Below are 26,344 nucleotides of genomic sequence, written 5' to 3' on the forward strand. Positions count from 1 at the left end.
ATTTTCTATTAGTTTACTCCACGCATGTATCTTTGAATAAGTGGTGTTAAGAAGAATAGTAAAAATCCTATTCCAATTGCTACCGCACCTATGACCCCGAAGTAAAGAATTTCATTCTCTGGAGAATAAAATTTAACGACTTGTGCATTGATCGCTTGAGCAGAAGCACTTGTCATAAACCACAAACTCATCGTTTGTGCAGCAAATGCAGTTGGCGCAAGCTTAGTAGTTGTAGATAGACCAACTGGCGAAAGTAATAATTCACCAAGAACAACTAAAAAGAAACTCAATACTAGCCACCATGGACTAACAAGTGATTCAGTCCCATTTACATACGCTGGGATAATCATGACGATAAACGACAGACCACCAAATAATAGGCCGTATGCGAATTTTTTCGGTGTAGATGGTTGTCGATCCCCTAGTTTTACCCAAAGCCAAGCAAACACTGGAGCAAACCCAATGATAAATAACGGATTCAATGATTGGAACCATGCAGGAGATATCTCAAAAGAACCGATCGTTAAATCTACACGTTCGTCTGCATATACCGCCAAGATGCTTGATCCTTGTTCTTGAATTGCCCAAAACATCATCGCTGAGACAAATAACGGAATATACGCAAGTAATCTAGATTTTTCATCTACCGTTGTCTTTTCACTTCTATACATAACGATAAAGTAAAGCGTTGGAATAACAATCCCTAAGATAGATACGGTCATTGTAAATGCATCGAATGTCATAATACCTTGTTCAATTAAAAAGTATCCGATGATTAGAAGTAGTAATACTCCAACCCCAATTCTAGTGAATACTTTTTTGCGCTCTTCTCTTCCCATTGGATTTGGAGCATAAGAGCCGGCTAAACCTAAATACTTTTTCTTTGTAATTAGGAATACAATTAAACCAATTGCCATACCTATAGCTGCAATTCCAAATCCTAAGTGGAAATTATACTTTAGTCCAATTGTTCCGACAATTAAAGGTGCAATAAATGCCCCCATGTTAATACCCATATAGAAAATACTAAAGCCAGAGTCACGACGAGGATCAGTTTCTAAATACAAATCTCCGACGACACTAGAAACATTCGGTTTTAATAAACCTGTACCGACAATGATTAAAGCCATTGAAATAAACAATGGTGTCGTTCCACCAGGAAACGATAACACTATATGTCCAAACATAATGAGGACACCACCGTAAAATACGGTTTTAGTAGTACCAAAAAGTCTATCAGCAATCCAACCACCAATAATTCCAGACATATAAACTAATGAACCGTAGATAGCCATTATGGAGTTAGCTGTAGTACGATCCATCCCTAGTCCGCCTGCTGTTACTTCGTAGTACATATAGTAAATTAATATCGCTCGCATTCCGTAGTAAGAAAAGCGCTCCCAAAACTCCGTAAAAAATAGAGACAATAAACCTTTTGGATGCCCAAAAAACCCTTTCTGCGGTACCGACTGAACTATTTCTTCTTTTGTAGCCATGTTTTATACCTCTCTTCTAATTTAGAAAACTCAAAGTAATCAAAAAGTTGTACAGATGTCCGACCTTTGAGTGTTGCTTATAAAAAACATATTATAAACTTCCCTTTTTTTATTGTCAAAAAACATTTACTTATTTCGAATTCTGAAATTATTCTATATAATAGTCGTTATGACATAGGAAAGGAGAGTAGATTTCTGTGCTTAAAAAGTTTTTTGCCTTTTACAAACCGCATAAACGATTATTCATTATCGACTTTAGCAGTGCAGTGTTCGTAGCTATTTTAGAACTTGCATTTCCGGTAGCAGTTCAATGGTTCATTGATGACCTTTTACCAGGTGGAGATTGGAATATGATAGTAAGGGTGAGTATTTTACTATTTATCGTATATATAATAAGTACATTTCTTCAATTTATCGTTAGTTATTTAGGTCATAAACTCGGTATAAATATTGAAACGGATATGAGACAGCAATTATTTAACCATGTACAACGGCAATCATTCCGCTTCTTTGACAATACAAAAACCGGGCATATTATGAGCCGGATTACAAATGACTTATTTGATATTGGTGAGCTTGCCCATCATGGTCCCGAAGATTTATTTATCGCCATTATGACATTGATCGGTGCCTTTGCAATTATGTTCAACATTAATCCAGAGCTCGCAGTGATCGCCATCATTATGGTCCCGTTCTTATCTATTGTTGCTACATACGGAAATATTATGATGAACAAAGCATGGAAGAACATGTACGGTAAAATTGCAGACGTAAATGCTCGCGTTGAAGATAGTGTGTCCGGTGTTAGAGTAGTACAATCTTTTACAAATGAAAACTTTGAAATTGCTCGCTTTAAAGAAGATAACGGTCAATTTCGACTAGCAAAGCTTATTGCTTATAAAGTGATGGCTGGAACGCATTCTAGCATTTATATGATGACTCGCCTTGTAACATTGGTAGTCTTGGTTGTAGGAGCATGGTTCACATACAATGGGACGCTATCCTACGGAGAGCTAGTAAGTTTTGTCCTTTATGTTAACGTGTTAATAAAACCAGTAGATAAAATTACTGCACTTTTAGAACTGTATCCAAAAGGAATGGCCGGATTTAAACGCTTTTTAGAACTTATTGAGCAGGATCCTGAGGTTCAAGACCGGCCGAATGCATTAAATGTATCTCATTTGAATGGGGACATTGAGTTTGAAAATGTCAGCTTTCGCTATGATGAGCATAAATCAGTGCTCGAGAATATTAATTTATCGCTAAAAGCTGGAGAAACCGTTGCATTTGTTGGTCCCTCTGGAGCTGGTAAAACAACTATATGCTCGCTCATTCCTCGTTTTTATGATGTGAATGAAGGTGCAATCTCCATTGATGGTTTAAATATTCAGGATGTTACGATGCAATCCTTACGTTCTCAAATTGGTATCGTTCAACAAGATGTATTTTTATTTACTGGTACAATTCGAGAGAATATTGCGTACGGTAAAAAAGAAGCATCGGAAGAAGAAATTCAGGAGGCAGCGAGAAAAGCACATTTGGAAGATTTTATTAGTTCGCTTCCAGATGGATATGACACACAAATCGGTGAGCGTGGACTTAAATTATCAGGAGGACAAAAACAACGTCTAGCAATAGCTCGCATGTTCCTTAAAAATCCTCCAATTTTAATTTTGGATGAGGCAACTTCTGCCCTTGATACAGAGACAGAAAAAATCATCCAAAAATCTTTAATGGAGCTTGCAGAAAATCGTACAACCCTTATTATTGCCCATCGTCTTGCAACCATCCGTGATGCGGATCGAGTAATTGTTGTAACCGATGACGGAATTGCAGAAGATGGTTCGTATAGTGAATTAGTAGCGCAGGATGGAATTTTTGCCAGACTTCATAATATTCAGTTTCAAGAATTATAAGATTCTAATTACTAATAGAAAAAGGTTGTTCGCAAGTAAAAATCCTACTTGTGAGCAACCTTTTTTTAATCACTACTCGGCATATACAAACTCTAGAAAACGGTTGTAATCGGATTGTTTTAATTCTACTTTTACAAGAGTACCCTCTTCTTCATAAGAGGTGGACATAATAGAGGCATGCTCATTTAAATATGACACGATATCTCCTCGATCAAATGGTACGAGTAAAGAACATTGTACATAATTAGAAAAAATATGCTTTTTAATCAATTCAAGCAGCTCGTCTAAACCCGTTCCTTCTTTTGCAGAAATCCAAATGTTATTGCCGGATACATGAGGATACTTTAATTCTGCCAAATCTGATTTGTTATATACATAGATAGTTGGTACATCTTCTACCCCGACGGCATGTAAGGTTTCGTTTGTAACCTCCATCATATAGCGGTGCTCTTCATTCGAAACATCTACCACATGGAGAAGTAAATTTGCATTTCGAGCTTCTTCTAACGTTGAGCGGAAAGCTTTGACAAGATGATGAGGAAGCTTACTAACAAATCCTACCGTGTCAGTTAATAAAAACTCTTTCTGATCCTGCAATTTTATTTGCCGAACAGAAGTTTCTAATGTCGCGAAAAGCATATCCTTTTCAAATACTTGCTTCGATTCTTCTTGACCAATTTTATGAAGAAGTTGATTCATAATAGTGGATTTACCAGCATTTGTATATCCAACTAGTGACACAACTGGTATGGCATTTTTCTTCCGTTGCTTTCTTTGTGTTTCTCGTTGGTCCTTTACATGCTCTAGCTCACGTTTTAACTTAGCAATTTGGTCTTCAATTTTACGTCTATCTAGCTCCAACTTCGTTTCCCCAGCACCACGGTTTTTAAATCCGCCGCCAGTTCCCCCACCCTGTCTACCAAGTGATGCTCTTAGTCCTACTAAACGTGGTAACATATATTGGAGCTGGGCAAGCTCTACTTGCATTTGTGCTTCATTCGATTTAGCTCGACGTGCAAAAATATCTAAAATAAGCATCGTACGATCGATTACCTTACATTCTAATTCTTTTTCTAAGTTACGAATTTGGGACGGTGAAAGTTCATCATTAAAAATGACAAGATTTGCTCCTGCTTCTTCATAGAAGTTTTTAATCTCTTCCACTTTACCTGTACCAACATAATGGGATGACGTAACTCTTTCAAGATTTTGTGTCACTTCTCCTACAACTTCCACATTTAACGCTTTAGCTAAGTTATGTAACTCCTCTAATTCATATTCAAAATGCTCGTCACTTTGCAAATTGACAGCGACGACAATCGCCTTTTCTAATAATTCATCCAAACTGATTCCCCCTATTCGCAAAAACAATAAGTCCCTTGCTCATAATAAATCGGCTCCTGCTTTCCGTGGCCATTTACATATATACAAGCAAGTCTTTCCTGTTCTCCTGTCTCAAGCTTTTTAAAAACTAAATTTGTATTAGCTAGTAGTAATGTTTGGTTATCTTGTTCTTTTATCTCAAAGTAGTTTTTCCATTTATCCATTACTTCCCTAGGATTTCTCACATGAAACTCACAAGTTGAAATAGTCAACTCTAAATTACTATCTACTATTGTTCCATCCTTTTGTAATAATTGATAGCGTTCTTCATCATCTTCCTGCCATTCAATGAAGAACGGAGTCGGTAAATCATTACTTATCTCTTCCCTTACGAAAAGCATTTTCCACTTACGAACCAAGCCACTTGTCGTTTTTCTTTCAGCATGTAAAACTCCGGAGGTTTCTATACCTTTTCGTTCTAGTTGATTAAATAGACTCTCGATGTTTTCAGTTCGAATACAAACTGTTCCAAAACCTGGTTTCGTTTTCAAATCATGTAGTAGAAGATTGATTAATGGATGATTTGCATTTAATGCAATTTCTTCATTTTCTAGTGCAAGCCATTCAATATAACTAGTTTTTGTGTAAAGAAGCGCATTATACGTACCCCATCGCGTATGCTGTCCTCCTATAACAGCATGAAACCCATTACCTTTCCACTCTTCTACAACTTCTGTTGGTTTTTTTGTTACAAGATGAACAATGTGATCTAAATACATGAATACACCTCTAATTCTATAAATTTCCTTTGTAATAGTATACAACAAATCCAAAAAGCATCGCTTCTATAAGGTCTTTTCAAATCTCTTCGTTGATTTCCACTTCTAGCGCCTAGTAATAAAATAACCGTTCTACCTACTGCGAAAGTTATAATAAAAATCATTACAAAAAGCGTCAATCCTCTTGGATCAACGCCTGCTAGTTATTAGAAATTAACTTTAATCTTTAATTTTGAGTGGCTCCCGTTTCATCGTAAAACATTATCTCCCATTGATGACCATCTATATCTTGGAAACTCCAAACATACATAAAACCATGATCAACAGGCTCATATGATTCTTTCCCACCGGCTTCCAATGCTTTATTTACAATTTCATCTACTTTTTCTTTACTATCTGCCGATAATGCCAAAATCACTTCAGCACTGTTCTTTGTATCTGAAATTTCTTTTTTCGTAAATGTTTTAAAATAATCTTTAACTAACAACATAACATAAATATTTTTATTTATGATCATACACGTTGCATTGTCATCGGTCATATTTGCATCAAATTCAAATCCAATCTTCGAAAAAAATTCAACTGACTTTTTTAGATCTTCTACAGGTAAATTAATAAATATATTGTCCGCTTTTAAACTCAATCTCTGTCACCTCATAATAATTTTTTAATTTATATATGGACCATTCAATTAAACAATTTACTCTTAATTTTTCACCTTACTATTCATTACCCTTCTAGACTCCAATTATTCAATCATCCTATCTTTCCTATCACCTACATACATTAGACGATAAACGAGAAAATGTGACATTTTCCACGGTAAAAATTTTTACGTAAAATAATATGTGCTACCGCTTGATTCCCCACTTTTATTTGTCTCTTCCATTATTGAATATGCATCTATACTTTTTATGTCTATTTCCCAGGAAATATGTCGCTAATTATTAAACTTCAATTTTCTCTTTCGACATTTCCCTTAAAAGGAACTTTTGAATTTTACCAGAAGCCGTCATTGGGTATGAATTGATAAACTCCACATACTTTGGTATTTTATGAAACGATATTTTCCCTTTACAGTACTCTTTTAAATCCTCTGAAGTTATGCTTTCACCAGCCTTCAAAATGACCCAAGCCATTAGCTCTTCTCCGTATTTGGCATCAGGCACCCCAACTACTTGCACGTCTTGAATAGCAGGATGCTGATATAGAAACTCCTCTACTTCTTTTGGGTAAATATTTTCTCCACCACGGATCACCATATCTTTAATGCGCCCTGTAATATCGATGTAACCATCTTCATCCATTACAGCAATATCTCCTGTGTGAAGCCAGCCATTCGAATCAATAACAGATTTTGTTGCTTCTTCATTTTTATAATAGCCTTTCATTACAAGGTAACCTCTTGTACAAAGTTCTCCTGGAACTCCTGCCGGTGCTTCTTCTCCTGTCACCGGATCGATAATTTTAACTTCAACTCCAGGGTGTGCTTTACCGACAGAGGAAACCCGTTTTTCAATTGCATCGTCTGTTTTTGTTTGTGTAATAACTGGGGATGATTCTGTTTGTCCATATGCAATTGTAATTTCGGATGCCCCCATATCTTCCATCACTTTTTTCATGACTTCTATTGGACAAATGGAGCCTGCCATAATCCCGGTACGGAGTGTAGATAAATCAAACTGAGTAAATTTTGGATGGTTTAGCTCTGCTATAAACATCGTTGGTACACCATGTAAGGCTGTACACTTTTCATCTTGTACAATTTGCAGGACTTTTCCCGCCTCGAATTGTTCCGCAATGACCATTGTAGTACCATGAGTAATCGATGCAATTGTCCCCATCACACAGCCGAAACAATGAAAGAATGGAACGGGAATACATAGACGATCATGTTCTGAAAGATGAATATAATCTCCGACAAGTTGTCCGTTATTGACTACATTTTTGTGTGAAAGCATTACACCTTTTGGAAAGCCTGTTGTTCCAGAAGTATATTGAATATTAATCACTTCTTCATTATTAATTGATTTAAACGTTTCATCTAAAGTTTCTTCAGATACTCCTTTTCCATGAGCAAGTAATTCCGACCAAGTATAGATTCCAGGATACTGATTTTCGCTCATCACAATGACACGTTTAAAATGAGGAAGTTTTTCGGATTGAATATTCCCTTTTTCCGAGTGATAAATCTCAGGACATACCGATCTCAAAATATCTAAATAGGAAGTACCTTTAAAAGACTCACATAAAATTAGGGTAGTAGAATCAGATTGTTGTAATAAATATTCTAACTCTTTTTCTTGATAGTTCGTGTTCACAGTAACGAGTACTGCCCCCATTTTTCCAGTCGCAAACTGACTTAGTAGCCACTCTCTTTTGTTGTCTGACCAAATTGCAACATGTTCCCCTTTTTGTATCCCCATTCCAATAAAAGCTTTTGCTAGCTCGTCAGTTTCTTCATCGAATTCCTTATAAGTTTTTCGGATACCGTGCTCTGGGTAAACATATGCTTCTGTTTCCGGATACTTTCTCGCTGCTTCTTTAACAATTTCTCCTACTGTTTTTTCATTTAACAAACAAATCTCCCCTTTGATTGTTTATATGCAGTATCATTTTATCATAAAATTCTGAATAAATAATAGTGTTAAAAAATTACTAGTTTACTTGACAGGGCGCTGAAAAGTGGTAAAATCCTAATTACTTCAGTGATTGAAAGCGTTGAATCGCGAAAGTGAATTATATAAGAGTGATTGTCATAGTAGTCTGCATGTTTACAGAAAAAAGAGACTGAACGGTTGGTGAAAGTTCAGGTAGAATGACAGATGAATTACAACAATTTTTAAAGCTCTTTTTGAAATGAAGTGGTTGGGTATGTATGGCCCAACAAATAGGGTGGTACCGCGGAGATTCCTTCGTCCCTAACAAATAGGGATATAGAAGGTTTTTTTAATGTCTAATATTAATCACCTTGGAGGTTTTACAGTGTTTCGTATTCAATCAAAAATCACTCCGTCATTTTGGGAGTCAATACTGCTTACTTTATCAATTATTTCTATAATGGCCATTTGTATTATAAAATTTGATACAGTTCCACATATGCCTATTTTACTCGCTATTCTTTTACTCATTACGTACGGACTCATAAAAAAAGTACCTTACAAACAATTAGAAGATGGACTTGTTGACGGTTCAAAGGCGGGGCTTGGAGCCATTTTCATCTTTTTCTTTATAGGCATTTTAATTAGTAGCTGGATGATAGGTGGAACCATCCCTACACTTATATATCTTGGTTTTCAGTTCATATCGCCACACTTTTTCTATGCCATCGTATTTATCATTACATGTATAATTGGTTTGTCTATCGGAAGCTCGTTAACTACTGTCGCAACAGTTGGAGTTGCCTTTATCGGAATGGCAGGTGCGATGGATATTTCTTTAGCTATTACAGCTGGAGCAATTGTTTCCGGTGCTTTTTTTGGAGATAAAATGTCTCCTTTATCAGACACTACAAATCTTGCCTCTGCAATTGTTCGTGTGGATTTATTCGACCATATAAAGAACATGGGGTGGACAACTATTCCAGCATTTGTTATTTCGCTAATAGGCTACGGTATGTTATCGCCAAATAAAGATTCTCAACATTTAGAGCAGATTTCAAGCTTTCAAGAAGGCCTTCTTCAAACAGGTATGATTCATTGGTACACATTATTACCACTTGCTTTACTTATTGTACTTTCCATAAAGAAAGTGCCTGCAATATTATCTCTTGCTCTAACTTCTATTGCAGGGATTGTAGTTTCTTACTTCCATCAATACCTTACAGCTGGAGAAATATTAAACATATTATTCACTGGCTATTCATCTCAAACAGGTATTGAAGTAGTAGACTCCCTGTTATCCAGAGGTGGTATGAATAGCATGATGTTCACTATCGGTCTTGTTTTACTTGCCTTAAGTATGGGGGGACTCTTATTCACTCTTGGTATCGTACAAAGTTTATTACTAAAAGTAGAGAGTTCATTAAAAACTGTCGGATCCGTTATTTCGGCAGCCGCTTTTACCGCAATTGGAGTAAACACATTAATCGGAGAGCAATACTTATCGATTTTATTGACTGGGGAGGCGTTCCAAGCTCCATTCCAAAAGGTCGGTTTAGCCAATAAGAACTTGGCAAGAGTAATGGAAGATGCAGGTACTGTCGTTAATCCTCTTGTTCCGTGGAGTGTGTGCGGTATATTTATCACGAATGTATTAGCTGTTTCTACTCTCGACTATTTGCCATTTGCGTTTTTCTGCTTGCTTAGCCCCATCCTAACCATATTATTTGGAGTGACTGGTAAAACTCTGACTTATATCAAAGAATAACCCCTTCAAGACTGAAGGGGATTTCTTTTACATTCCAACTAAAGGTCCGATAATTCCAACTAAACTTGCTTATTTACCAACTAATCGGCCTAAAATTCCAACTAATATATTCATTTTTCCAACTAACCCATCCTTCTACCCTAGAATCTCCTTGTTGTGATACACTATTGCCAAGGATCCTACTAAAAGAAGGCGGTTTTTATGGAATTTCAAGAAATGAAAGATTATCTGCTAGAGCAAATAGAGAAAAAGCAGTTGGTTACTGCTACAGTCAGTCAGCCTCGTGCCAAGTCAAATGAAATTAAACGAGTAAAACTAAAACCGATTGAAATAAAAAATGTATATCATATTCAGCTAGAGTATCAATATGAACGTATTTTGAAGCATGAAAATATTACAATAGAGGCATTTGAAACAACACTGACCGAACTATTGGAACAATTTCGTCAAATTCATGCTGATTTCACAATGGAAAAAGTACAAATCCAACTCTCCAAGAAAAACAAAGTAATGTGGAAGTCCGAGAAATTAGCTACAGCAAAACCAGTAAACCTATCACATAATCGAAAAAAAAATTATTTGCTAGATGAAAATACACCGTATCCATTCCTTATACATTTAGGCGTCCAAACCGCTGAAGGAAAAGTAAAAAAACAAAAGTACGATAAATTTAAACAAATCAATCGTTTTGTTGAATTTATCGATGATACCCTTGTTCACTTACCAAAGGACAAAACCGTTCGAATTCTGGATTTTGGATCAGGTAAATCTTACTTAACATTTGCCCTCTATCATTATTTAAAAATTGAAAAGGGTCTCGACATTCGAGTAACAGGCTTAGATTTGAAAAAAGAAGTTATTGAAGAATGCGCGAAAATTGCTGAGGACTTAGGCTATGATCAGTTAGAGTTTTTAGTAGGAGATATTAATGATTACAACGAGGAAACTTCTGTGGATATGGTAGTCACGCTCCATGCTTGCGATGTTGCAACAGATATGGCTCTTGCCCGCGCTGTCAAATGGGGTGCTAGCGTTATTTTAAGTGTTCCTTGCTGTCAGCACGAACTGAATAGACAGCTAGATGCACCAGGTCTAGATATTATGATGAAACACGGTCTTATAAAAGAACGTTTTGCAGCACTTGCTACAGATTCTATTCGAGCTGAAATCTTAAATATAGTTGGTTACGAAGCACAATTAGTCGAATTTATCGATTTAGAAAACACTCCTAAAAACATCTTAATACGTGCATATAAAACAGGGAAAAAGGCAACATCTGAACAACTGGAAGGATATAAGCATTTTAAACAAATGCTCCATGCGAATCCTTTCTTAGAAAAAGAACTAAAAGAGTATTTTAATTGAAAAAAGTCGGTTCTCCTTGCTTGAGAACCGACTTTTCCCTATATAGCTCCTTACTAGGAGTTATTTCCTTCCATTTTCCTTTTTCTATAAAAAATAACTATTAACAGGGCAATGGCCACTATAAATATGCCGATATACACGAATCCTAGCGGAATTTCGATAACACCAAATAGAGATAAAGCTAAGACGATGCCTAGCACAATTAGGATTACTGACAATGTATTACTTAGCATTTCAAAACCTCCAGTTAATTGTTTTATGCTCCAGCCATTCCTATGCAGGCAAATCCACAGTCTCCAAAGAGTGCAGTATTAGCCTAGGCTACAATTCCTTTACTTGCTAAACAGTCATTAAAATTACTCACTAACCAGCTTCTGCAACTTGGGGTTATAATAAGGTTAACATAGAGTTACTCGGGTTAACACTTGTTGTGGCGATATAATGAAATCCCATTGCGATGTCCTTGAAAATAAAGAATTAAAACAAAAATTCAAAGTGAATTGAAACTAGTAAAGGAATTATCTTAAAAAGAAGTTATACTTATACAATAAGTTATTTTTAAAAGAAATGGAGCAAAATCAGTGAAAGAACCAACCTTAAAGAAAGTTGCTTATGGTATTGCCATGGCTATTGCAATCATTATCGTTCATTTTGTCGATGTACATGTATATCCAATGCCGCCAATTCTTGCTTTGGTTTTAGCAATTATCATTACTTATTTAGGAGTTAAATTCATTAACAAATCTGATCGATTCGATAAAAAAATTTCTCGTTCTAAATACAATTTAATAAATGCACTCGTTGTATTTGTTCTATTTATTGCTTATTTTACAATCGCACAATAAACAAGGTCGTCCCAATCAAGGACGACCTTTCTTTTATAATTCCTGTCTTAAAGCATTGATTACATCAATATTCGTTGCCTTTCGTGCGGGTCTCCAACCAGAAATCATTGCAACCCCTATGCTAATGATCGATGCAATAACAACAAGCTGCCATGGAATCAACGAAAAAGTAATGGATAGATTTTGAATATCTTCATCCCCTAACGCTGCTCCTACTACCATTGGTAATACCAAATTTGCCAGGAAACTCACTGCATATGAAATGATCACAGCTAAAACTGTTCCAATAATACCGATCCAAGCACTTTCCATTAAAAATAACCGTTGAATAAGTTTGGGACTTGCCCCTATCGCCTTCATGACTCCTATTTCTCGAGTTCTTTCAGTTACAGCCATAGTCATTGTGTTAAAGATTCCAATGGATGAAATCAATACTGCAACTGTGCCTACAAATATAAGGCCAATTTTAAATGCCATGAAAAAAACATCTATTTGTTCCAACTGTTCAGAGACCGAATAGACATTATAGCCTTTTTTCTTTAGATCTTCTGTAACTGATTTTACATGCTCTAAACTAGAGGTAAATACTTTCGTTTGTGCATAAAATAAATCTGCTTCTACTACTTCTATTTCTGAATTCGCAACAATTACTTCTTTAAACTTGTCCTTCCAAGATTCGTTGACCAACACATTTGTATCTATAATCCAATCTCTTGCTGGCTTTTCTGTAACTCCAACAATTGTAAAATTCCATTTCTCCTGAAAAGCTTCCTCAGTTTCATAAGACTGAAGTGATAAAGAGATTGTTTTTCCGATTAAAGAGTCCTTGTATCCTCCGATTTGTTCTGCATTTTCTTCTGCATTTTGTTCCATTTCTTTACGTTCTGCATCCGTTAACAAACTTTCCGCAAACTGATAGCCAACTATTATTTCATTATCCTTTTCGGGCATTCTGCCTTCTGATAATTGTAGATTTGATTTTTGTTCTTCGTCAAAGTTTGTAAGAATTACATTTCCTTGAAGGGTACGGTCCTCTATTTGAGAATTAGCCATAGCATTTAAATTTAACCTTTGTACAATTGCATCTACATGCTCAAGAGATCTTATTTGTGAAATATCCAGTTCCTCGTCAGCATTTGGATACACTTCTACTTCTGTAATCGCTTGATCTTGTAATATTTCTTTCCGCATTGTATCTTGAATCCCGAACCCGATGGAGGCAAGCACGATTAAAAATGCACATCCCATTGTGGCAGCTAGAACCGTCATAAATACTCTCAGTTTATTCTTCTTAATATGTTGACGTACAAAATCAACTTGGTCTTTAAACAACATATGGAGCACCTCCTTTTACTAGTTCCCCGTCATGCATTTTAAATTTACGATGTGCAATACTTGCAACCTCTTCATCATGGGTAATAATGACAAACGTTACACCTAATCCTTGATTAAGATCCTGTATAAGCAATAAAATGTCTTGCTCTGTTTCCGAGTCTAAGCTACCAGTAGGTTCATCTGCAAAGATAATCGGTGGATTAGTTATGAGTGCACGCGCAATACTTACACGCTGTTGCTGCCCCCCTGATAATTCATTTGGATAATGATCTGCTACTTCTTGTAGTCCAACTTTTTGTAGCAATTGTTTTACATTAGCTTTTCTTTTTTTAGAAGATACTCCCTTTAATTTAAGCGGAAGCTCTATATTTTCTGACGCTGTTAGTCCCGGCATCAATTGAAAATTTTGAAAGATGAATCCAAAATTATTTAATCGGAACTGTGCTCTTTCTGCTTCATTTAAATAAGCAGTTTCCTTACCATTCACAGTAATGGATCCTTGTTCAGGACTCATAAAACCCGCTATTGTGTGAAGCAAAGTAGACTTACCTGAGCCGCTTTTTCCAACTATCGCAACAATCTCTCCTTGCTCCACTTCAAAAGATAGCCCTTTTAAAACAGGCACTTTCTTTTCCTTTCCTTTTTTCCCGATTAAAAATGTATGATTTACATCCTGTACTTGTATCATTTTATTTCTCCTTCCGTTTACTATGAACATAGTATATCGATTGTTTCTTAACATTTTAGAAGGATAAATATGAAGAATTTCTTAAGAAAAGGGACATCGCCATTCATATTTACATTTGAAGGATTGTTGCTGGGGAAAATATTCTTTATATAAGGCAAACTTTCCACTCCAGTTCTTCGTCTAATTTTTGTTACATAATTATGTTACTGAAATGAAAAAGGAGTACAAAGATGTCATGACAAAAAAAGAAAAGTTTCAGCTAGTTGAAAACTATATTATTGAAAATCAACATGCGCATTATCGTCTTGCTTTTAGCTATGTTAAAAGTAAGGAATCTGCATTGGATATAATACAGGAAAGTATTATGAAGTCTCTACGATCCATTGATTCCTTAGACCATATTCATTATTTAAAAACGTGGTTTTATAGAATTTTAATCAATACCTCGATTGATTATATTCACAAAAATAAAAGAATCGCCTTAGTTGAGGATGATGTGTTAGACTTTCATCTACCAATTCAAGAGGACGAAATTCGAGATATTGATTTGTATGAAGCAATAGACCATTTATCAGCGCAGCACAAAACCATAATTATTCTTCGATTCTTTGAAGATATGAAAATCGAGGATATCGCCACCATGCTAGGAGAAAACACTAATACTGTTAAGACGAGATTATATGCTGCCTTGCGAAAATTACGAACAAATATGGAAGAGAAGGTGCATGCATGAGTAAGTTACATGATTCTAAAAAACAATACGATAATATTGGAATACCAACTGAGCTAAAACATGTTGTAAAGGACACCATTCGTGAGTCAAAAGGAAAGAGGAAAAAAAGTATGCCATTTAAAAAATGGGGCATCGGAATGGTAGCAGCGGCCGCTATCTTTGTGGCAAGTGTAAATGTAAGTCCCGCATTGGCCCAAACTCTATCATCTGTACCCGTGCTAGGTTCTATTGTTCAAGTAGTGACAGTACAAGAAATTCAAGTATCTGAGGACACATACAACGCTGATATAAAAACTCCTAACGTCACTGGACTAGAAAATGAAGAATTAGAAAATATTTTAAATGAAAAATATATTGCTGAAAACGAAGCACTTTACGAAAGCTTCCTAATTGAAATGGAAGCATTAAAAGAAGCTGGTGGGGGCCATCTTGGTGTAGCATCTACGTATGAAGTGGTCACCGATACAGAGGAAATTCTATCGATAAGTCGTTATGAAGTGAACCTTGTAGGTTCCTCATCTACTACGCTAAGAACAGATACAATAGATAAGAAAAATGAAGTTCTTATTACGTTACCGAGCTTGTTTAAAGATGATGCATATATAGAAGTAATTTCCTCCTATATCAAGGAAGAAATGATAAGACAAATGGAATCGGATGAAAGTATTGTGTATTGGATTGCGAGCGAAGAGGAAATAGGCTTTGAAGCAATTCGCCCGGATCAAACGTTCTCTATTACAGCAGACCATAAACTGACCATTTCTTTCGATAAATATGAAGTAGCACCGGGTTCAATGGGTCTCGTAACATTTGAAATTCCAACGGATGTCATACAAGAATCATTAGTGAGTAATGTATATATAAAATGATGGTTCTGCAGTTTTCCAAAACCGAGCAGTCGCTTCTCCATAACAATCTGTAACCTTCCTTCTATAGGAGTTTATGTTTTAACAGGAAGTGTCTGAGATGTAAATAGCTCTCTGGTACAAAATTTACAAGTTGCGGTGGAAACTTCTTCTTAAAAGAAAACAGCCCATTCTCACTAAATTAGTGAAACGGGCTGTTTTTTTATGATGGCATCGGTGTATCTGTTGGAGTTGCATAGCCTTCTTTATATGCTTCATCGATTGCATTTCGAATTTCTACAAGTGACTTACCCTCTTGTGTCATATTAATCGACATAACAGCAATTTCTAAACATGCTGCACAACGTGTACCATGGTCATCCCATACTACTTCGCCATTTTCTTTAATCTCCTGTACAAAGCAGTTAAAGTTACTCATGTGACCAGCACTGTCACCACATCCACAATAGCAAGGCATCCATTTTAGGATATCATTTGCTTTTGCCGCTGCTTGGTACACAAGCTTCATATCCTCAGATTGACTGTCTAAAAATGTTGGTAAAATTTCAGCTGATGCAGTTGTTTCTTGTATATCGCCATTTTCTGAATGAGCAATATGCTCGGCATGTTCTTCATGGCCTACTTCCGTCTCTTTCTGACCACACGCAGAAAGCACTAATATAGAACTTAGTAGTATAAACAATATCTTTTTCATTCTGATAGATAACCTCTTTATATTCAAATTTCACCTTAAGAAGATTTGCATACACCAATGATTTTTGGTTAAATCATTTTTTCAGGACGTACAATTTCATCGAACTTTTCAGAAGTCAATAAATCTAATTCAATTGCAGCTTCTTTTAATGTCGTTCCATTTTTATGTGCATGCTTTGCTATTTTCGCTGCATTTTCATATCCAATATAAGGATTTAAAGCAGTTACAAGCATTAATGAATTGTTCACATGATGTTTAATTGTTTCCAGGTTTGGTTCGATTCCCACAGCACAATTGTTGTTAAAGCTAATGATTGCATCACTTAGTAAACGAGTAGACTGAAGGAAATTGTGAATAATTACTGGCTTAAATACATTCAATTGATAATTCCCTTGGCTAGCTGCAAAAGAAATTGTCGTGTCATTCCCCATCACTTGAGCAACAACCATTGTCATCGCTTCACTTTGTGTTGGGTTTACTTTTCCAGGCATAATAGAGCTTCCTGGTTCATTTTCTGGAATAGTAATCTCTCCAATTCCGGAGCGTGGACCACTTGCAAGCAAGCGAATGTCATTTGCAATTTTCATCAAGTCAGCAGCAAGTGCTTTAACTGCTCCGTGTACATATACAACATCATCATAGCTAGTTAAGGAATGGAATTTGTTTTTAGCCGAAGTGAATTCAATACCTAGTTCTTTAGATATTTCCGAAGCAACTAAATCACCAAATCCCTTTGGTGCATTTAGCCCTGTTCCTACAGCAGTACCACCGATTGCAAGTTCCTTCATGTCATGAACTGCCTGGGTAATCATTTTTGCTGATTTCTCTAACATTCTGTGCCAACCACTAAACTCTTGTCCAAGAGAAAGCGGAGTTGCATCTTGTAAATGAGTACGACCAATTTTCACGATATCCATGAATTGTTCTGATTTTTTCCCAAGTGTTTCTTTTAAGACCTCAATAGCAGGCAAAAGTTGTTTTTCAACTGCTAGAACTCCTGCAATATGAAGTGCTGTTGGAAACGTATCGTTAGAGCTCTGAGATTTATTAACATCATCGTTTGGATGAAGACGCTCTTCGCTACCTTTTTCTTCAAGGATTTGATTACCTCGATGAGCTATTACTTCATTTACATTCATATTAGATTGTGTACCACTACCAGTTTGCCAAACAACTAATGGAAAGTGATGATCTAGTTTGCCAGCAAGAATTTCATCGGCAGCTACGGAAATGGCATCTTTTTTGGCTTCAGATAAATTCCCAAGAGAATGACTAACAATTGCTGCAGATTTTTTTAATAGGGCAAGGCCGTGTACAACACCAATCGGCATTTTTTCTGTACCGATTTTAAAGTTTTCTTTCGATCTTTGTGTTTGTGCTCCCCAAAGACTTTCTTGCGGAACTTTTATCTCTCCCATAGAGTCATGCTCAATACGATAAGTCATTTTTCTTCTCTCCTTTTTAATTCCATTCATAATTCTTTTCTTTTAACATTTTTAGAAATTCATCTACTACTAATGGGTTAAATTGGGTGCCTCTACCATTTTTAATTTCTTTTATCGCTTCTTCGAATGTCATAGCACCTCTGTATACACGATTTGTCGTCATTGCATCAAAAGCGTCAACTACCGCAACAATGGAAGCTTCTAAGGAAATTTCTTCGCCGATTAACCCAAAGGGATATCCCTTTCCATCATACCTTTCATGATGCTCCTCTACAATAAAAGCGGCTTGACGTAATCGTTCAATTTCATGATTTCTCATCATTTCTGCACCTAACGTTGTATGCATTTTAATGATTTTCCATTCATCATCTGTAAGCTTCCCAGACTTATTTAATATTTCAATTGGAACTGCTAGCTTTCCTATGTCATGAAAATACGATCCTGTACTTATGACCTTAATACTTTCACCAGGTTTTATACGCTTCCATAGTTCAATGGAATAATCTCTTATTCTTGCACAATGATGATATGTATATCCATCTACTTCTTGTATCCTTCTCGCATCGCGGTGCAAAATTTCTCGTTCTGTAAAATCTCTCTCAAAAAAAGGAGTTGTCATTTCCAATAATATCTCTACTTCTTTCTGTGCATAACAGGTTACAACGGACGGTTCCATACTAGCATTGATGACGTCTCCTGCTTGTAAAATAACCTTTTCACCTTTACGTTTAACTTCTAACTCTCCATCAACAATGGTATAGCGCTCTACATAATTGTTATATTCTTTTGAATAAAAATTAATCCAAGAAGTGCTGTTCGGTAGCAAAGTATATAAAGAATAAGAAATGTTATTAGCGCTTCCGATATACGTAGTGATAGTCTTATCTGTCACGACTTTAGATAAAGAATATTTAGTTTTGATATCCAGGATCTGCTCTTTAGTAAGTATCATTTGGCCTCCATGCGTTCTGACAGCATTTTAAACTATTTTTTCTTCCATTATATCTTTAACTACTCATGCACAAAATATAAATCTGATTATTCTGCCTATTTTTAAGGGAGTCTTATTTTGTTGGAATTTGACGAAATATTTATATTTATTATAACAATTAGCAAAAGCTTTTACACTAACATTTATGAAAGAAGCGTATATAGAAAAAAGCTACTCGATCCCTTTAATGACATAACTCGAAATCGTTACGGAGAGTTTTGGGCAGATTGTGTCTGGTGAGGCATCCCTAATATATAGGAAGTATCATACAGCTTTGAGTGTGCGGTTACCGCAAGCTCGCGTGAGCCTCCGCCGGATTAGTCTCTCCTTGGCCGTCTTCACAGAGCTTTTCTTTACAAAAAAAGACCGTCTCACTATTAAAGCGAACGGTCTGCATCTTTTTATTTGACTAGTGCTTCTTCTAAATCTTCTACCGACTGTGATTCACTTTTAGCAGTTACAGCATGAGTAAGCTGCTCAATGCTCGGACGAATATTTCCTTTTCCTGCGTAATTTTCAAGCATTTCTTTTACATCAATTCCGGAGGAAGCCTTCAATGTTTCCTGAAGAGTGGACATTAAATTGGTTGCATAAGAAGTAACTTTGTTTGCACCTCCACCTTCACCACTGCCTGTATCGACCACTGTAATCTTGTCAATATTTGAGAGCGGGCTTGCAATTTCCTTTGCGTACTCAGGCAACATCCGTACAATCATGTCTAGAACTGCAGCTTGCCCATACATTTCAAACGCTTCTGCAATTTTACGTTTTGCTTCCGCTTCGGCAAGACCTTTTAGACGAATAATATCTGCTTCAGATTCTCCTTGTGCTCTTTGAGAATCTGCTTTAGCAACACCATCTAATCGAACTTTTTCTGCCTCAGCCTTTGCTTTCGCTTCAATTCTGTATTTTTCCGCATCTGCTTCCGCTATCTCTCGAGACTTAGCTGCGGCTGCATTTTGTTCAATAGCATAACGATCGGCATCCGCTTTTTTCTTCACTTCCGAATCATATTGTTTCTCACGACGAAGTATCTCTTTCTCTTCCAATTCAATTTGCTTTTGACGTTCTATGATTTGAATTTGCATTTCTTGCTCTGTTACTTCTTGCTTCGATCTTGCAGTTTCCAACTCATACGCTTGGTCCGCACGTGCTTTAGCAATATCTTGTTCACGGCGGTACTCTGCTACTTTCAGTTGGTTCTCTTTTTCCGCTTCCGCAATTTCTGTAGCTCGCTCTAACTCAGCACGTTGTGCATCTTTTGAAGCTTCCGCACGTTTAATACGTGTTTCTTTTTCAGCCTCTGCAGTAGCAATATCTGCATCTCTTTTCACCTGTGCAATTCTTGGTTTACCTAGAGAGTCTAGGTATCCGTTCTTATCTCGAACATCCTTAATTGTAAATGAAACAATTATAAGACCCATCTTAGCCAAATCTTGCGAAGCAACACGTTGTACTTCCTGCGAAAACTTGTCACGATTCTTATAAATTTCTTCAACTGTCATCGATCCTAATATAGAACGTAAGTGACCTTCCAATACTTCCTTCGCTTCGTTTTCTCGATCTTCTTTTGATTTCCCTAAAAATTGCTCCGCCGCTGTTGCAATTTCCGAAATCGAACCACCTATTTTAATAATAGCTGTTCCATCTGCCATAACTGGAACTCCTTGTTCCGTGTACACTTCAGGTGTTGTAACCTCTAATTTACTTGACAATAAGCTTAGTGGTTGGCCTTGTTGAAATACTGGAAATACAAAAGTACCTCCACCACGAATAATTTTAATGCGATTGCCAGAGTCGTCTGTATGTACATTTTTCGACCCTAAATAACTCCCCGTTACGATTAGCGCTTCATCCGGTCCAACTGTTCGGTATTTTGTAATGTAAACTGCTAGGATAACAACTATCACAAATACAACAGCCCCAATTACTATTAAAAGTCCCATATCCAACATTTCATTTCCCCCTACCCCTTATATTTTAATGGCTCATATTCTTTCACTAAAAAAGTACCCGCATCTACATCAATGATTAATACTTGTTTACCGTAGTCAATCTCTTCATTGTCATACTCAGTTGCCCTTTTGGATATCAATCCATTAACTGTCTCAATAACAATTTCGCCAAAACCGTCCTTTGGAATAGGAACAATTACTTTTCCAACCTGTCCTTGAAGTGATTCATCCGTATAAGCTGTTGATACTTCTGATGAAGCCAACGGAACTAAAATAAAGTAATACATTAAAAAGGACAAAATACTAGAAATGATTAGTGCAGCAACGATAATAATCGTATTACTCCAGTCTGTAATTTTAAATAATATAAAGCCTGAAGCACATACAAATAAAACAAAAGATAAAATAACAGTAGGATTAAAAATCCCGGCATCTAGACCGTCAATCGCATCCGCAAACAAAACATATAAAATCGTTACAAGACCAACAATGATTAAACCGTATAAAAAGATTTGCTCGATTTTTATCACCCCTTTTTCCAACTACTTATATATACGGAAACACTTTCTGAAAGTTTCATATTTTTACTTTTTTTCAAAAATAGTTTTTTCTATCTTTTTGCTTAAATCGACAAATTTTTTCCTCTGAAAATATCAATATTTACTGTAAATTCAAATATGTAAACGTTTTCAATATGTTTTATCACCCTTATTTTAGGGAACAATGTTACAGCATTGTAAATTTCACAGTTTTTAAGTAAAAAGTGTGTAGATTTTGTAATTTTTTTGTTATGATATTTGAGATTAATCGACAAAAAAAATTCTAAAGTCCAGGAGGCTTTTATGATTAGTTCAAAAAAACAAGATCCATTTTTTACATCTTTACTTAAGGTAGCTCAGAACGTCCAAGAAGCAGCTCATTACGCTGACGACTTCCGTATCAACACTGTTGCTGATTTAAAAGAAATCAGTGTGCATGTAAAAAATTATGAGACTGCAGGGGACAAACTAATACACGATTTAATCGTGATGCTTAACAAATCCTTCATGACTCCTATTGAACGCGAAGATATTTTGTCATTAGCTGTTAGAATGGATGATATTTTAGACGGAATTGACGATTTCACTGCTAATCTAGAAATGTTCTCGCTCATTGAAATCGATGATTCTATGCGTACGTTTTTAGGTTATATCGTTAAAAGTACGGATGAAATTGTAAAAGCTATGGAGCTTCTTGCAAATAAGAAGTTACTTCAAATGCATGAACATGCTATTCTTATAAAAGATTATGAACGTAAGTGTGACGATGTACTTCGTTCGTCGATTAAACAATTATTCCTAAAAGAAAAAGATCCAGTTCGAATTATACAATTTAAAGATATATATGAAAAATTAGAAGAAGTCGCGGATTATTGTCAAAACGTAGCAACTACGATTGAAGCAATTATCATGCGAAATGCGTAGGAGTGCTTTAAAATGGAAACTATTTTCATTCTTACGATTCTAGTAGTATTTTTTGCTTTAGCCTTTGACTTTATCAATGGATTTCATGATACTGCTAATGCAATTGCAACATCCGTTTCAACAAGAGCTTTAAAACCAAGAGTAGCTGTTATGATGGCTGCAATTATGAACTTTGTTGGTGCCCTCACTTTTACAGGTGTTGCCAAAACAATTACAAAAGATATTGTGGATCCTTTTGCACTGCAAAACGGCTCCCTCATTATATTAGCTGCACTTCTTTCAGCTATTATTTGGAACTTGGTTACATGGTATTTTGGAATTCCATCCAGTTCTTCACATGCGCTGATTGGATCTATCGCAGGAGCTGCAGTTTCTGCTGCCGGCTTTGCCATTTTAAATTGGGCAGGGTTCATTAAAATAATTCAAGCACTAATCCTTTCCCCATTCCTTGCACTTGCAGTCGGATTTCTTATGATGTCTTTGTTTAAAGTCATCTTTAAAAAAGGAAGCCTCTATGGGACAAACAAAGGATTCCGTATATTCCAAATTGGTACAGCTGCACTTCAATCTTTTACACACGGAACTAATGATGCGCAAAAAGCAATGGGGATTATTACGATGGCATTAATTGCTGCAGAATTACAAACTACGGATGATATTCAGATGTGGGTACGTATTTCTGCTGCATTAGCAATGGGTCTAGGTACATCCATTGGTGGTTATAAAATCATTAAAACAGTTGGCGGTAAAATTATGAAGATACGTCCGATCAACGGTGCCGCAGCTGACTTATCATCTGCTATGATTATATTTGGTGCTACAACCATTCATTTACCAGTATCTACAACACATGTAATTTCTTCTGCTATTATGGGAGTTGGAGCTGCACAACGTGTGAAAGGTGTAAAATGGGGAGTAGCTAAAAAAATCGTTTTAACATGGATTATTACACTTCCAATCTCTGCGATAGTTGCAGGACTTATCTACCAAGTACTAAACTTATTCTTTTAATAGAAAACCCCTCGTCTTAGGACAAGGGGTTTTCTTTATTCTATTATTTTTAATCCTAGTGACTTTGCAAAACCAATTGCTTGTTCAGTAGACACTTTACAATCTCTAAGCTTCTCAATGGAAACAGTTAATTGCTCATATGTATTGGAACTTAAATCAATGTCCTTCATGGAAGTTTCCGTGAAGTTAGCGTCGTTTAGTTCGCATTTCTCAATCTTTACTTTATCAAAAGCAACCTCTATGAAATCTGCTCTATTTAACGTGACTTGTTTAAAGGCTACTTTCTTTAGTTTAGAAAAACTCAAACTTACATAATTTGCAACAGAGTCCTCTATTTTTACTTCTGTTAGTCTGCTCTGTGAGATATTTGCACCAATTAACTTGGAGCCTCGAATTTCTACACGATGAAATACCGCGTCCCCAAAGTCTACATTGGACAAATCACATTTATCAAATAAACAATCGATAAATTCTACTTGATGAAACCGAACTCCTTCCATCGAAATGTTTTGAAAATGGATTTGATCGAATATAATTTTATCCTCTTGTTCCTCTTCGAAATTTAATTCTGTAACGATACCGCTTGAGACATAATTATCTTCCTGAAGTGCACTTTGGATGTCCAGTTCTTCTAACGAGCTAGATAGTTTCGGTGGAGTAATTTTCATTTACTAAACCTCCCTTTCATTGTTCCTATTATATTAACATTATATTAGTATGTTTTCTCTTCTTTACAGTACAATGGGGTTAGATATTTTGTTAGGGGGAAATTTATGCGTTTTTTATCTAATATAGTCATCCGTTATTACAAAGCAATTCTTATTGCTTGGTTAATTCTGTTTATTGGGTTGGGGTTTTTGGCTATTCGTTTACCGGGTTTATTGGAAGGCGATGGCTTTAACACAGATGGTGAACATCAGAAAGTTATGGAAGAACTAACGGAGACATTCGACTTACCTGCTGAAACATTATTTGTCGTGTTTGATAACACCTCGGATGCAACAATCGAAAAAACGTTAGCTAATATTGAGGATTTAGATATTGCCGAATCAATTCAATCCCCTTTGGATGATCCTGCTCTTTATAAGGACCATGTGGCTTATGCTATGCTTCATTTTAATAGTGATACTAATGGGGTAGTAGATAAGTTACGTGAAACAATTGATGTTGAAAAGGGCGTTACATTAACTGGCGGCGCTGCGATTAATGAAGATATTAATAGCGCTAGTCAAAAAGACTTAGTAAATGCAGAAACAATTGGTTTACCAATTGCTATCATTGTTCTTTTATTAGCATTTGGTGGTGTAGTAGCTGCGGTAATACCTCTTCTTGTTGGAGTAATTACGGTTGTTTCTACCTTCGGATTAATGACATTATTCAGTAGTACGATGGACTTGTCCATATTTGTTATGAATATCATACCAATGCTTGGGCTAGCGTTAAGTATCGACTTCGCTCTATTACTTATTAATCGATACAAGGAGGAATTGCTGAAGCAATCTGTACAAAATGCAGTTTCCACTGCTATTCAAACTGCTGGTCGTTCAATTATTTTCTCTGCTGTCTGCGTATTTATTGGATTAGGGGCCATGCTTGTGATGAAAGTGGATATTTTCCAAAACATTGCACTTGGCGGGATGCTTGTGGTGTTCATGGCTGTTCTTGCATCTATCACTTTATTGCCATCCATTTTACTTTTACTAAAAGGACATATAAATAAGTGGACAATTCTACGAGTAAAACCAGGTGCATCTACGAGATGGCGTAATTTTGCTGCATTTGTTATGAAGAGACCAGTTACGTTAATTGTTGTAGCACTTATTGTTTTAGGAATTGGTATTATTCCTGTAAAAGATATGGAACTCGCTATTCCACAGGTTGATTCTCTCCCTATTTCGTACGATTCTCGTAAAGCATATGAATTGATGGATGATGAGTTTGGATTAGGTGATCAATCAACTATCTATATAATTGCCGAACGAAAAGATGGTTGGGACAATACAAAAGGTTTAGAGGAAATAAAAAACTTAGAAGACCAGTTGTTAGCGGATAAAGATGTAGATTCTGTTAATACCATTTTTACAGCTAGTGAAATCGCTACTGTAGAGCAATGGGAACAGAGTATGCAAGTTCCTGAAATAAAAGCTCAGCTAACCCCTTTGACGGAATCGTTTATACAAGATGATAAATTACTTATGCCAGTCACTCTTAACTTAAACGGATCGTCTACAGAGGCACAGGATTGGGCTCGTGAATGGTCTGAAAAAGATGTAGGCGTGGACATCATGCTTGGTGGACACCCAAAATTCAATCAAGAAATATTTGATGAAATATTCGATAAAGTAGGGTTATTACTGGCAATAATCCTAGGTTCAACCTTTGTTATTCTAATGATTGCATTCCGTTCTATATTAATACCGTTGAAAGCAATCATAATGAATGTGATCGGACTCTCTTCTACTTTCGGGATCTTAGTATACATTTTCCAATATGGTCACTTCGGCATAGAGGAAACAACGATTGCACTAATAATACCAGTCATTGTATTTAGTTTAGTGTTTGGGTTGAGCATGGACTATGAAGTGTTCTTAATTTCTCGTATTCAAGAGGAGTATGCAAAGAATCTCGATAACACTGCAGCTACGATTGATGGGCTTACCTCTACAAGTAAAATTATTACATCGGCTGCACTTATTATGATTGTCATCACTGGTGCATTTGCATTTACCGATGTGATGCCAGTTAAACAAATTGGAGTTGGAATTGCCATTGCAGTTGCCATAGATGCTTCCATTATTCGTTTGCTATTAGTACCAAGCTTAATGAAGTTATTTGGAAAATGGAATTGGTGGATGCCTTTTAGTAAAGGTCCATATAAAGCAAGTAAGTGGCATTAACAAAAAAGGCAAGCAGATGAGATTTTCTGCTTGCCTTTTTTACATGGATTCGATTATTTAACTCCGTTTTTCGTCCAAATATCTTGTGGAACCACTCGATTATTTGGGATAGCCATTCGATTAAATTACGAAGCCACTCGATTATTCGGGATAGCCATTCGATTAAATTACGAA

23 protein-coding genes are annotated in these 26,344 nt (G+C 36.1%); 9 read left to right on the plus strand and 14 right to left on the minus strand.

The annotated features are described in order from the left end of the window. Positions 1 to 8: 8 nt before the first annotated feature. Positions 9 to 1,496, minus strand: coding sequence for a peptide MFS transporter (locus tag AN959_RS11750; RefSeq protein ID WP_053591601.1), 1,488 nt, complete (start codon positions 1,494 to 1,496; stop codon positions 9 to 11). A gap of 197 nt (positions 1,497 to 1,693) precedes the next feature. Between AN959_RS11750 and AN959_RS11755 the strand changes: the two genes are divergently transcribed. Further along, complete coding sequence (locus tag AN959_RS11755) at positions 1,694 to 3,412, plus strand: ABC transporter ATP-binding protein (protein ID WP_056830966.1); 1,719 nt, start codon at positions 1,694 to 1,696, stop codon at positions 3,410 to 3,412. A 72-nt stretch (positions 3,413 to 3,484) separates the two neighbouring features. On the opposite strand, the gene hflX is transcribed toward AN959_RS11755, so the two are convergent. From hflX to AN959_RS11775, 4 genes are all read right to left on the minus strand, one after another. Then, positions 3,485 to 4,756, minus strand: coding sequence for a GTPase HflX (gene hflX, locus AN959_RS11760; protein WP_056830968.1), 1,272 nt, complete (start codon positions 4,754 to 4,756; stop codon positions 3,485 to 3,487). A gap of 11 nt (positions 4,757 to 4,767) precedes the next feature. Beyond that, complete coding sequence (locus AN959_RS11765) at positions 4,768 to 5,514, minus strand: VOC family protein (RefSeq protein ID WP_056830970.1); 747 nt, start codon at positions 5,512 to 5,514, stop codon at positions 4,768 to 4,770. A 226-nt stretch (positions 5,515 to 5,740) separates the two neighbouring features. Beyond that, entirely contained in the window at positions 5,741 to 6,157 is a 417-nt protein-coding gene (locus tag AN959_RS11770) for a VOC family protein (RefSeq protein ID WP_056830971.1), read from the minus strand. A gap of 304 nt (positions 6,158 to 6,461) precedes the next feature. After that, the gene (locus tag AN959_RS11775; protein WP_056830973.1) at positions 6,462 to 8,093 is read right to left on the minus strand and encodes an AMP-binding protein; all 1,632 of its coding nucleotides are present in this window, start codon (positions 8,091 to 8,093) and stop codon (positions 6,462 to 6,464) included. A 373-nt stretch (positions 8,094 to 8,466) separates the two neighbouring features. On the opposite strand from AN959_RS11775, the gene nhaC reads away from it, so the two are divergent. Then, positions 8,467 to 9,882: a Na+/H+ antiporter NhaC gene (nhaC, locus tag AN959_RS11780; protein ID WP_056830975.1), complete on the plus strand. Its 1,416-nt coding sequence runs from the start codon at positions 8,467 to 8,469 to the stop codon at positions 9,880 to 9,882. A 201-nt stretch (positions 9,883 to 10,083) separates the two neighbouring features. Then, the gene (locus AN959_RS11785) at positions 10,084 to 11,247 is read left to right on the plus strand and encodes an SAM-dependent methyltransferase (protein WP_056830977.1); all 1,164 of its coding nucleotides are present in this window, start codon (positions 10,084 to 10,086) and stop codon (positions 11,245 to 11,247) included. A 53-nt stretch (positions 11,248 to 11,300) separates the two neighbouring features. On the opposite strand, the gene AN959_RS11790 is transcribed toward AN959_RS11785, so the two are convergent. Then, the gene (locus AN959_RS11790) at positions 11,301 to 11,480 is read right to left on the minus strand and encodes a hypothetical protein (RefSeq protein WP_056830978.1); all 180 of its coding nucleotides are present in this window, start codon (positions 11,478 to 11,480) and stop codon (positions 11,301 to 11,303) included. Positions 11,481 to 11,828: 348 nt separating this feature from the next. Here AN959_RS11790 and AN959_RS11795 point away from each other — a divergent pair, with 348 nt between their 5' ends. Beyond that, a complete protein-coding gene (locus AN959_RS11795; RefSeq protein ID WP_053591593.1) occupies positions 11,829 to 12,092 on the plus strand; it encodes a hypothetical protein in 264 nt (87 codons plus the stop codon). Between the two features lie 33 nt (positions 12,093 to 12,125). Here AN959_RS11795 and AN959_RS11800 read toward each other — a convergent pair whose 3' ends face one another. Continuing rightward, complete coding sequence (locus AN959_RS11800; protein WP_056830981.1) at positions 12,126 to 13,427, minus strand: ABC transporter permease; 1,302 nt, start codon at positions 13,425 to 13,427, stop codon at positions 12,126 to 12,128. Further along, on the minus strand, positions 13,417 to 14,115 hold the full coding sequence (locus AN959_RS11805; RefSeq protein ID WP_053591591.1) for an ABC transporter ATP-binding protein: 699 nt from the start codon (positions 14,113 to 14,115) through the stop codon (positions 13,417 to 13,419). The genes AN959_RS11800 and AN959_RS11805 overlap by 11 nt, the downstream gene beginning before the upstream one ends. Before the next feature lie 235 nt (positions 14,116 to 14,350). On the opposite strand from AN959_RS11805, the gene AN959_RS11810 reads away from it, so the two are divergent. Together AN959_RS11810 and AN959_RS11815 are read left to right on the plus strand one after the other, a co-directional pair. Continuing rightward, the gene (locus AN959_RS11810; RefSeq protein ID WP_056830983.1) at positions 14,351 to 14,848 is read left to right on the plus strand and encodes an RNA polymerase sigma factor; all 498 of its coding nucleotides are present in this window, start codon (positions 14,351 to 14,353) and stop codon (positions 14,846 to 14,848) included. Then, positions 14,845 to 15,717 (plus strand): anti-sigma-V factor rsiV, encoded by an 873-nt coding sequence (locus AN959_RS11815; RefSeq protein WP_056830985.1) that lies wholly within the window; start codon positions 14,845 to 14,847, stop codon positions 15,715 to 15,717. The genes AN959_RS11810 and AN959_RS11815 overlap by 4 nt, the downstream gene beginning before the upstream one ends. A 199-nt stretch (positions 15,718 to 15,916) precedes the next feature. Here AN959_RS11815 and AN959_RS11820 read toward each other — a convergent pair whose 3' ends face one another. From AN959_RS11820 to AN959_RS11840, 5 genes are all read right to left on the minus strand, one after another. Beyond that, positions 15,917 to 16,408: a PCYCGC motif-containing (lipo)protein gene (locus AN959_RS11820; protein ID WP_056830986.1), complete on the minus strand. Its 492-nt coding sequence runs from the start codon at positions 16,406 to 16,408 to the stop codon at positions 15,917 to 15,919. A gap of 68 nt (positions 16,409 to 16,476) precedes the next feature. Continuing rightward, a complete protein-coding gene (gene fumC, locus AN959_RS11825; RefSeq protein ID WP_056830988.1) occupies positions 16,477 to 17,853 on the minus strand; it encodes a class II fumarate hydratase in 1,377 nt (458 codons plus the stop codon). Positions 17,854 to 17,869: 16 nt separating this feature from the next. Then, positions 17,870 to 18,805, minus strand: coding sequence for an HD domain-containing phosphohydrolase (locus AN959_RS11830; RefSeq protein ID WP_056830990.1), 936 nt, complete (start codon positions 18,803 to 18,805; stop codon positions 17,870 to 17,872). Between the two features lie 440 nt (positions 18,806 to 19,245). Next, on the minus strand, positions 19,246 to 20,799 hold the full coding sequence (locus AN959_RS11835; protein WP_371256544.1) for a flotillin family protein: 1,554 nt from the start codon (positions 20,797 to 20,799) through the stop codon (positions 19,246 to 19,248). Positions 20,800 to 20,810: 11 nt separating this feature from the next. Further along, positions 20,811 to 21,329 carry a hypothetical protein gene (locus tag AN959_RS11840; RefSeq protein WP_371256545.1) on the minus strand — a complete coding sequence of 173 codons (519 nt, stop codon included), beginning with the start codon at positions 21,327 to 21,329 and terminating at the stop codon, positions 20,811 to 20,813. Positions 21,330 to 21,641: 312 nt separating this feature from the next. Between AN959_RS11840 and AN959_RS11845 the strand changes: the two genes are divergently transcribed. Further along, positions 21,642 to 22,262: a DUF47 domain-containing protein gene (locus AN959_RS11845; RefSeq protein WP_053591585.1), complete on the plus strand. Its 621-nt coding sequence runs from the start codon at positions 21,642 to 21,644 to the stop codon at positions 22,260 to 22,262. Positions 22,263 to 22,274: 12 nt separating this feature from the next. Further along, positions 22,275 to 23,273: an inorganic phosphate transporter gene (locus tag AN959_RS11850; protein ID WP_053591584.1), complete on the plus strand. Its 999-nt coding sequence runs from the start codon at positions 22,275 to 22,277 to the stop codon at positions 23,271 to 23,273. Positions 23,274 to 23,308: 35 nt separating this feature from the next. Here AN959_RS11850 and AN959_RS11855 read toward each other — a convergent pair whose 3' ends face one another. After that, on the minus strand, positions 23,309 to 23,941 hold the full coding sequence (locus tag AN959_RS11855; RefSeq protein ID WP_056830991.1) for a pentapeptide repeat-containing protein: 633 nt from the start codon (positions 23,939 to 23,941) through the stop codon (positions 23,309 to 23,311). Between the two features lie 105 nt (positions 23,942 to 24,046). Here AN959_RS11855 and AN959_RS11860 point away from each other — a divergent pair, with 105 nt between their 5' ends. After that, positions 24,047 to 26,170, plus strand: a complete 2,124-nt coding sequence (locus AN959_RS11860) for an MMPL family transporter (RefSeq protein ID WP_056830994.1) — start codon at positions 24,047 to 24,049, stop codon at positions 26,168 to 26,170. Positions 26,171 to 26,344 lie beyond the last annotated feature (174 nt).

It is taken from the genome of Psychrobacillus sp. FJAT-21963 (assembly GCF_001420585.1).
In the GTDB taxonomy this organism is placed as follows: domain Bacteria; phylum Bacillota; class Bacilli; order Bacillales_A; family Planococcaceae; genus Psychrobacillus.

Excerpts from the sequence above, each read along its gene's own strand:
- AN959_RS11750 (WP_053591601.1), bottom strand. The coding sequence starts at position 1,496 with ATGGCTACAAAAGAAGAAATAGTTCAGTCGGTACCGCAGAAAGGGTTT.
- AN959_RS11765 (WP_056830970.1), bottom strand. The coding sequence starts at position 5,514 with ATGTATTTAGATCACATTGTTCATCTTGTAACAAAAAAACCAACAGAA.
- nhaC (WP_056830975.1), top strand. The coding sequence starts at position 8,467 with ATGTCTAATATTAATCACCTTGGAGGTTTTACAGTGTTTCGTATTCAA.
- AN959_RS11785 (WP_056830977.1), top strand. The coding sequence starts at position 10,084 with ATGGAATTTCAAGAAATGAAAGATTATCTGCTAGAGCAAATAGAGAAA.
- AN959_RS11790 (WP_056830978.1), bottom strand. The coding sequence starts at position 11,480 with ATGCTAAGTAATACATTGTCAGTAATCCTAATTGTGCTAGGCATCGTC.
- AN959_RS11800 (WP_056830981.1), bottom strand. The coding sequence starts at position 13,427 with ATGTTGTTTAAAGACCAAGTTGATTTTGTACGTCAACATATTAAGAAG.
- AN959_RS11805 (WP_053591591.1), bottom strand. The coding sequence starts at position 14,115 with ATGATACAAGTACAGGATGTAAATCATACATTTTTAATCGGGAAAAAA.
- AN959_RS11810 (WP_056830983.1), top strand. The coding sequence starts at position 14,351 with ATGACAAAAAAAGAAAAGTTTCAGCTAGTTGAAAACTATATTATTGAA.
- AN959_RS11815 (WP_056830985.1), top strand. The coding sequence starts at position 14,845 with ATGAGTAAGTTACATGATTCTAAAAAACAATACGATAATATTGGAATA.
- AN959_RS11820 (WP_056830986.1), bottom strand. The coding sequence starts at position 16,408 with ATGAAAAAGATATTGTTTATACTACTAAGTTCTATATTAGTGCTTTCT.
- fumC (WP_056830988.1), bottom strand. The coding sequence starts at position 17,853 with ATGACTTATCGTATTGAGCATGACTCTATGGGAGAGATAAAAGTTCCG.
- AN959_RS11830 (WP_056830990.1), bottom strand. The coding sequence starts at position 18,805 with ATGATACTTACTAAAGAGCAGATCCTGGATATCAAAACTAAATATTCT.
- AN959_RS11835 (WP_371256544.1), bottom strand. The coding sequence starts at position 20,799 with ATGTTGGATATGGGACTTTTAATAGTAATTGGGGCTGTTGTATTTGTG.
- AN959_RS11845 (WP_053591585.1), top strand. The coding sequence starts at position 21,642 with ATGATTAGTTCAAAAAAACAAGATCCATTTTTTACATCTTTACTTAAG.
- AN959_RS11850 (WP_053591584.1), top strand. The coding sequence starts at position 22,275 with ATGGAAACTATTTTCATTCTTACGATTCTAGTAGTATTTTTTGCTTTA.
- AN959_RS11855 (WP_056830991.1), bottom strand. The coding sequence starts at position 23,941 with ATGAAAATTACTCCACCGAAACTATCTAGCTCGTTAGAAGAACTGGAC.
- AN959_RS11860 (WP_056830994.1), top strand. The coding sequence starts at position 24,047 with ATGCGTTTTTTATCTAATATAGTCATCCGTTATTACAAAGCAATTCTT.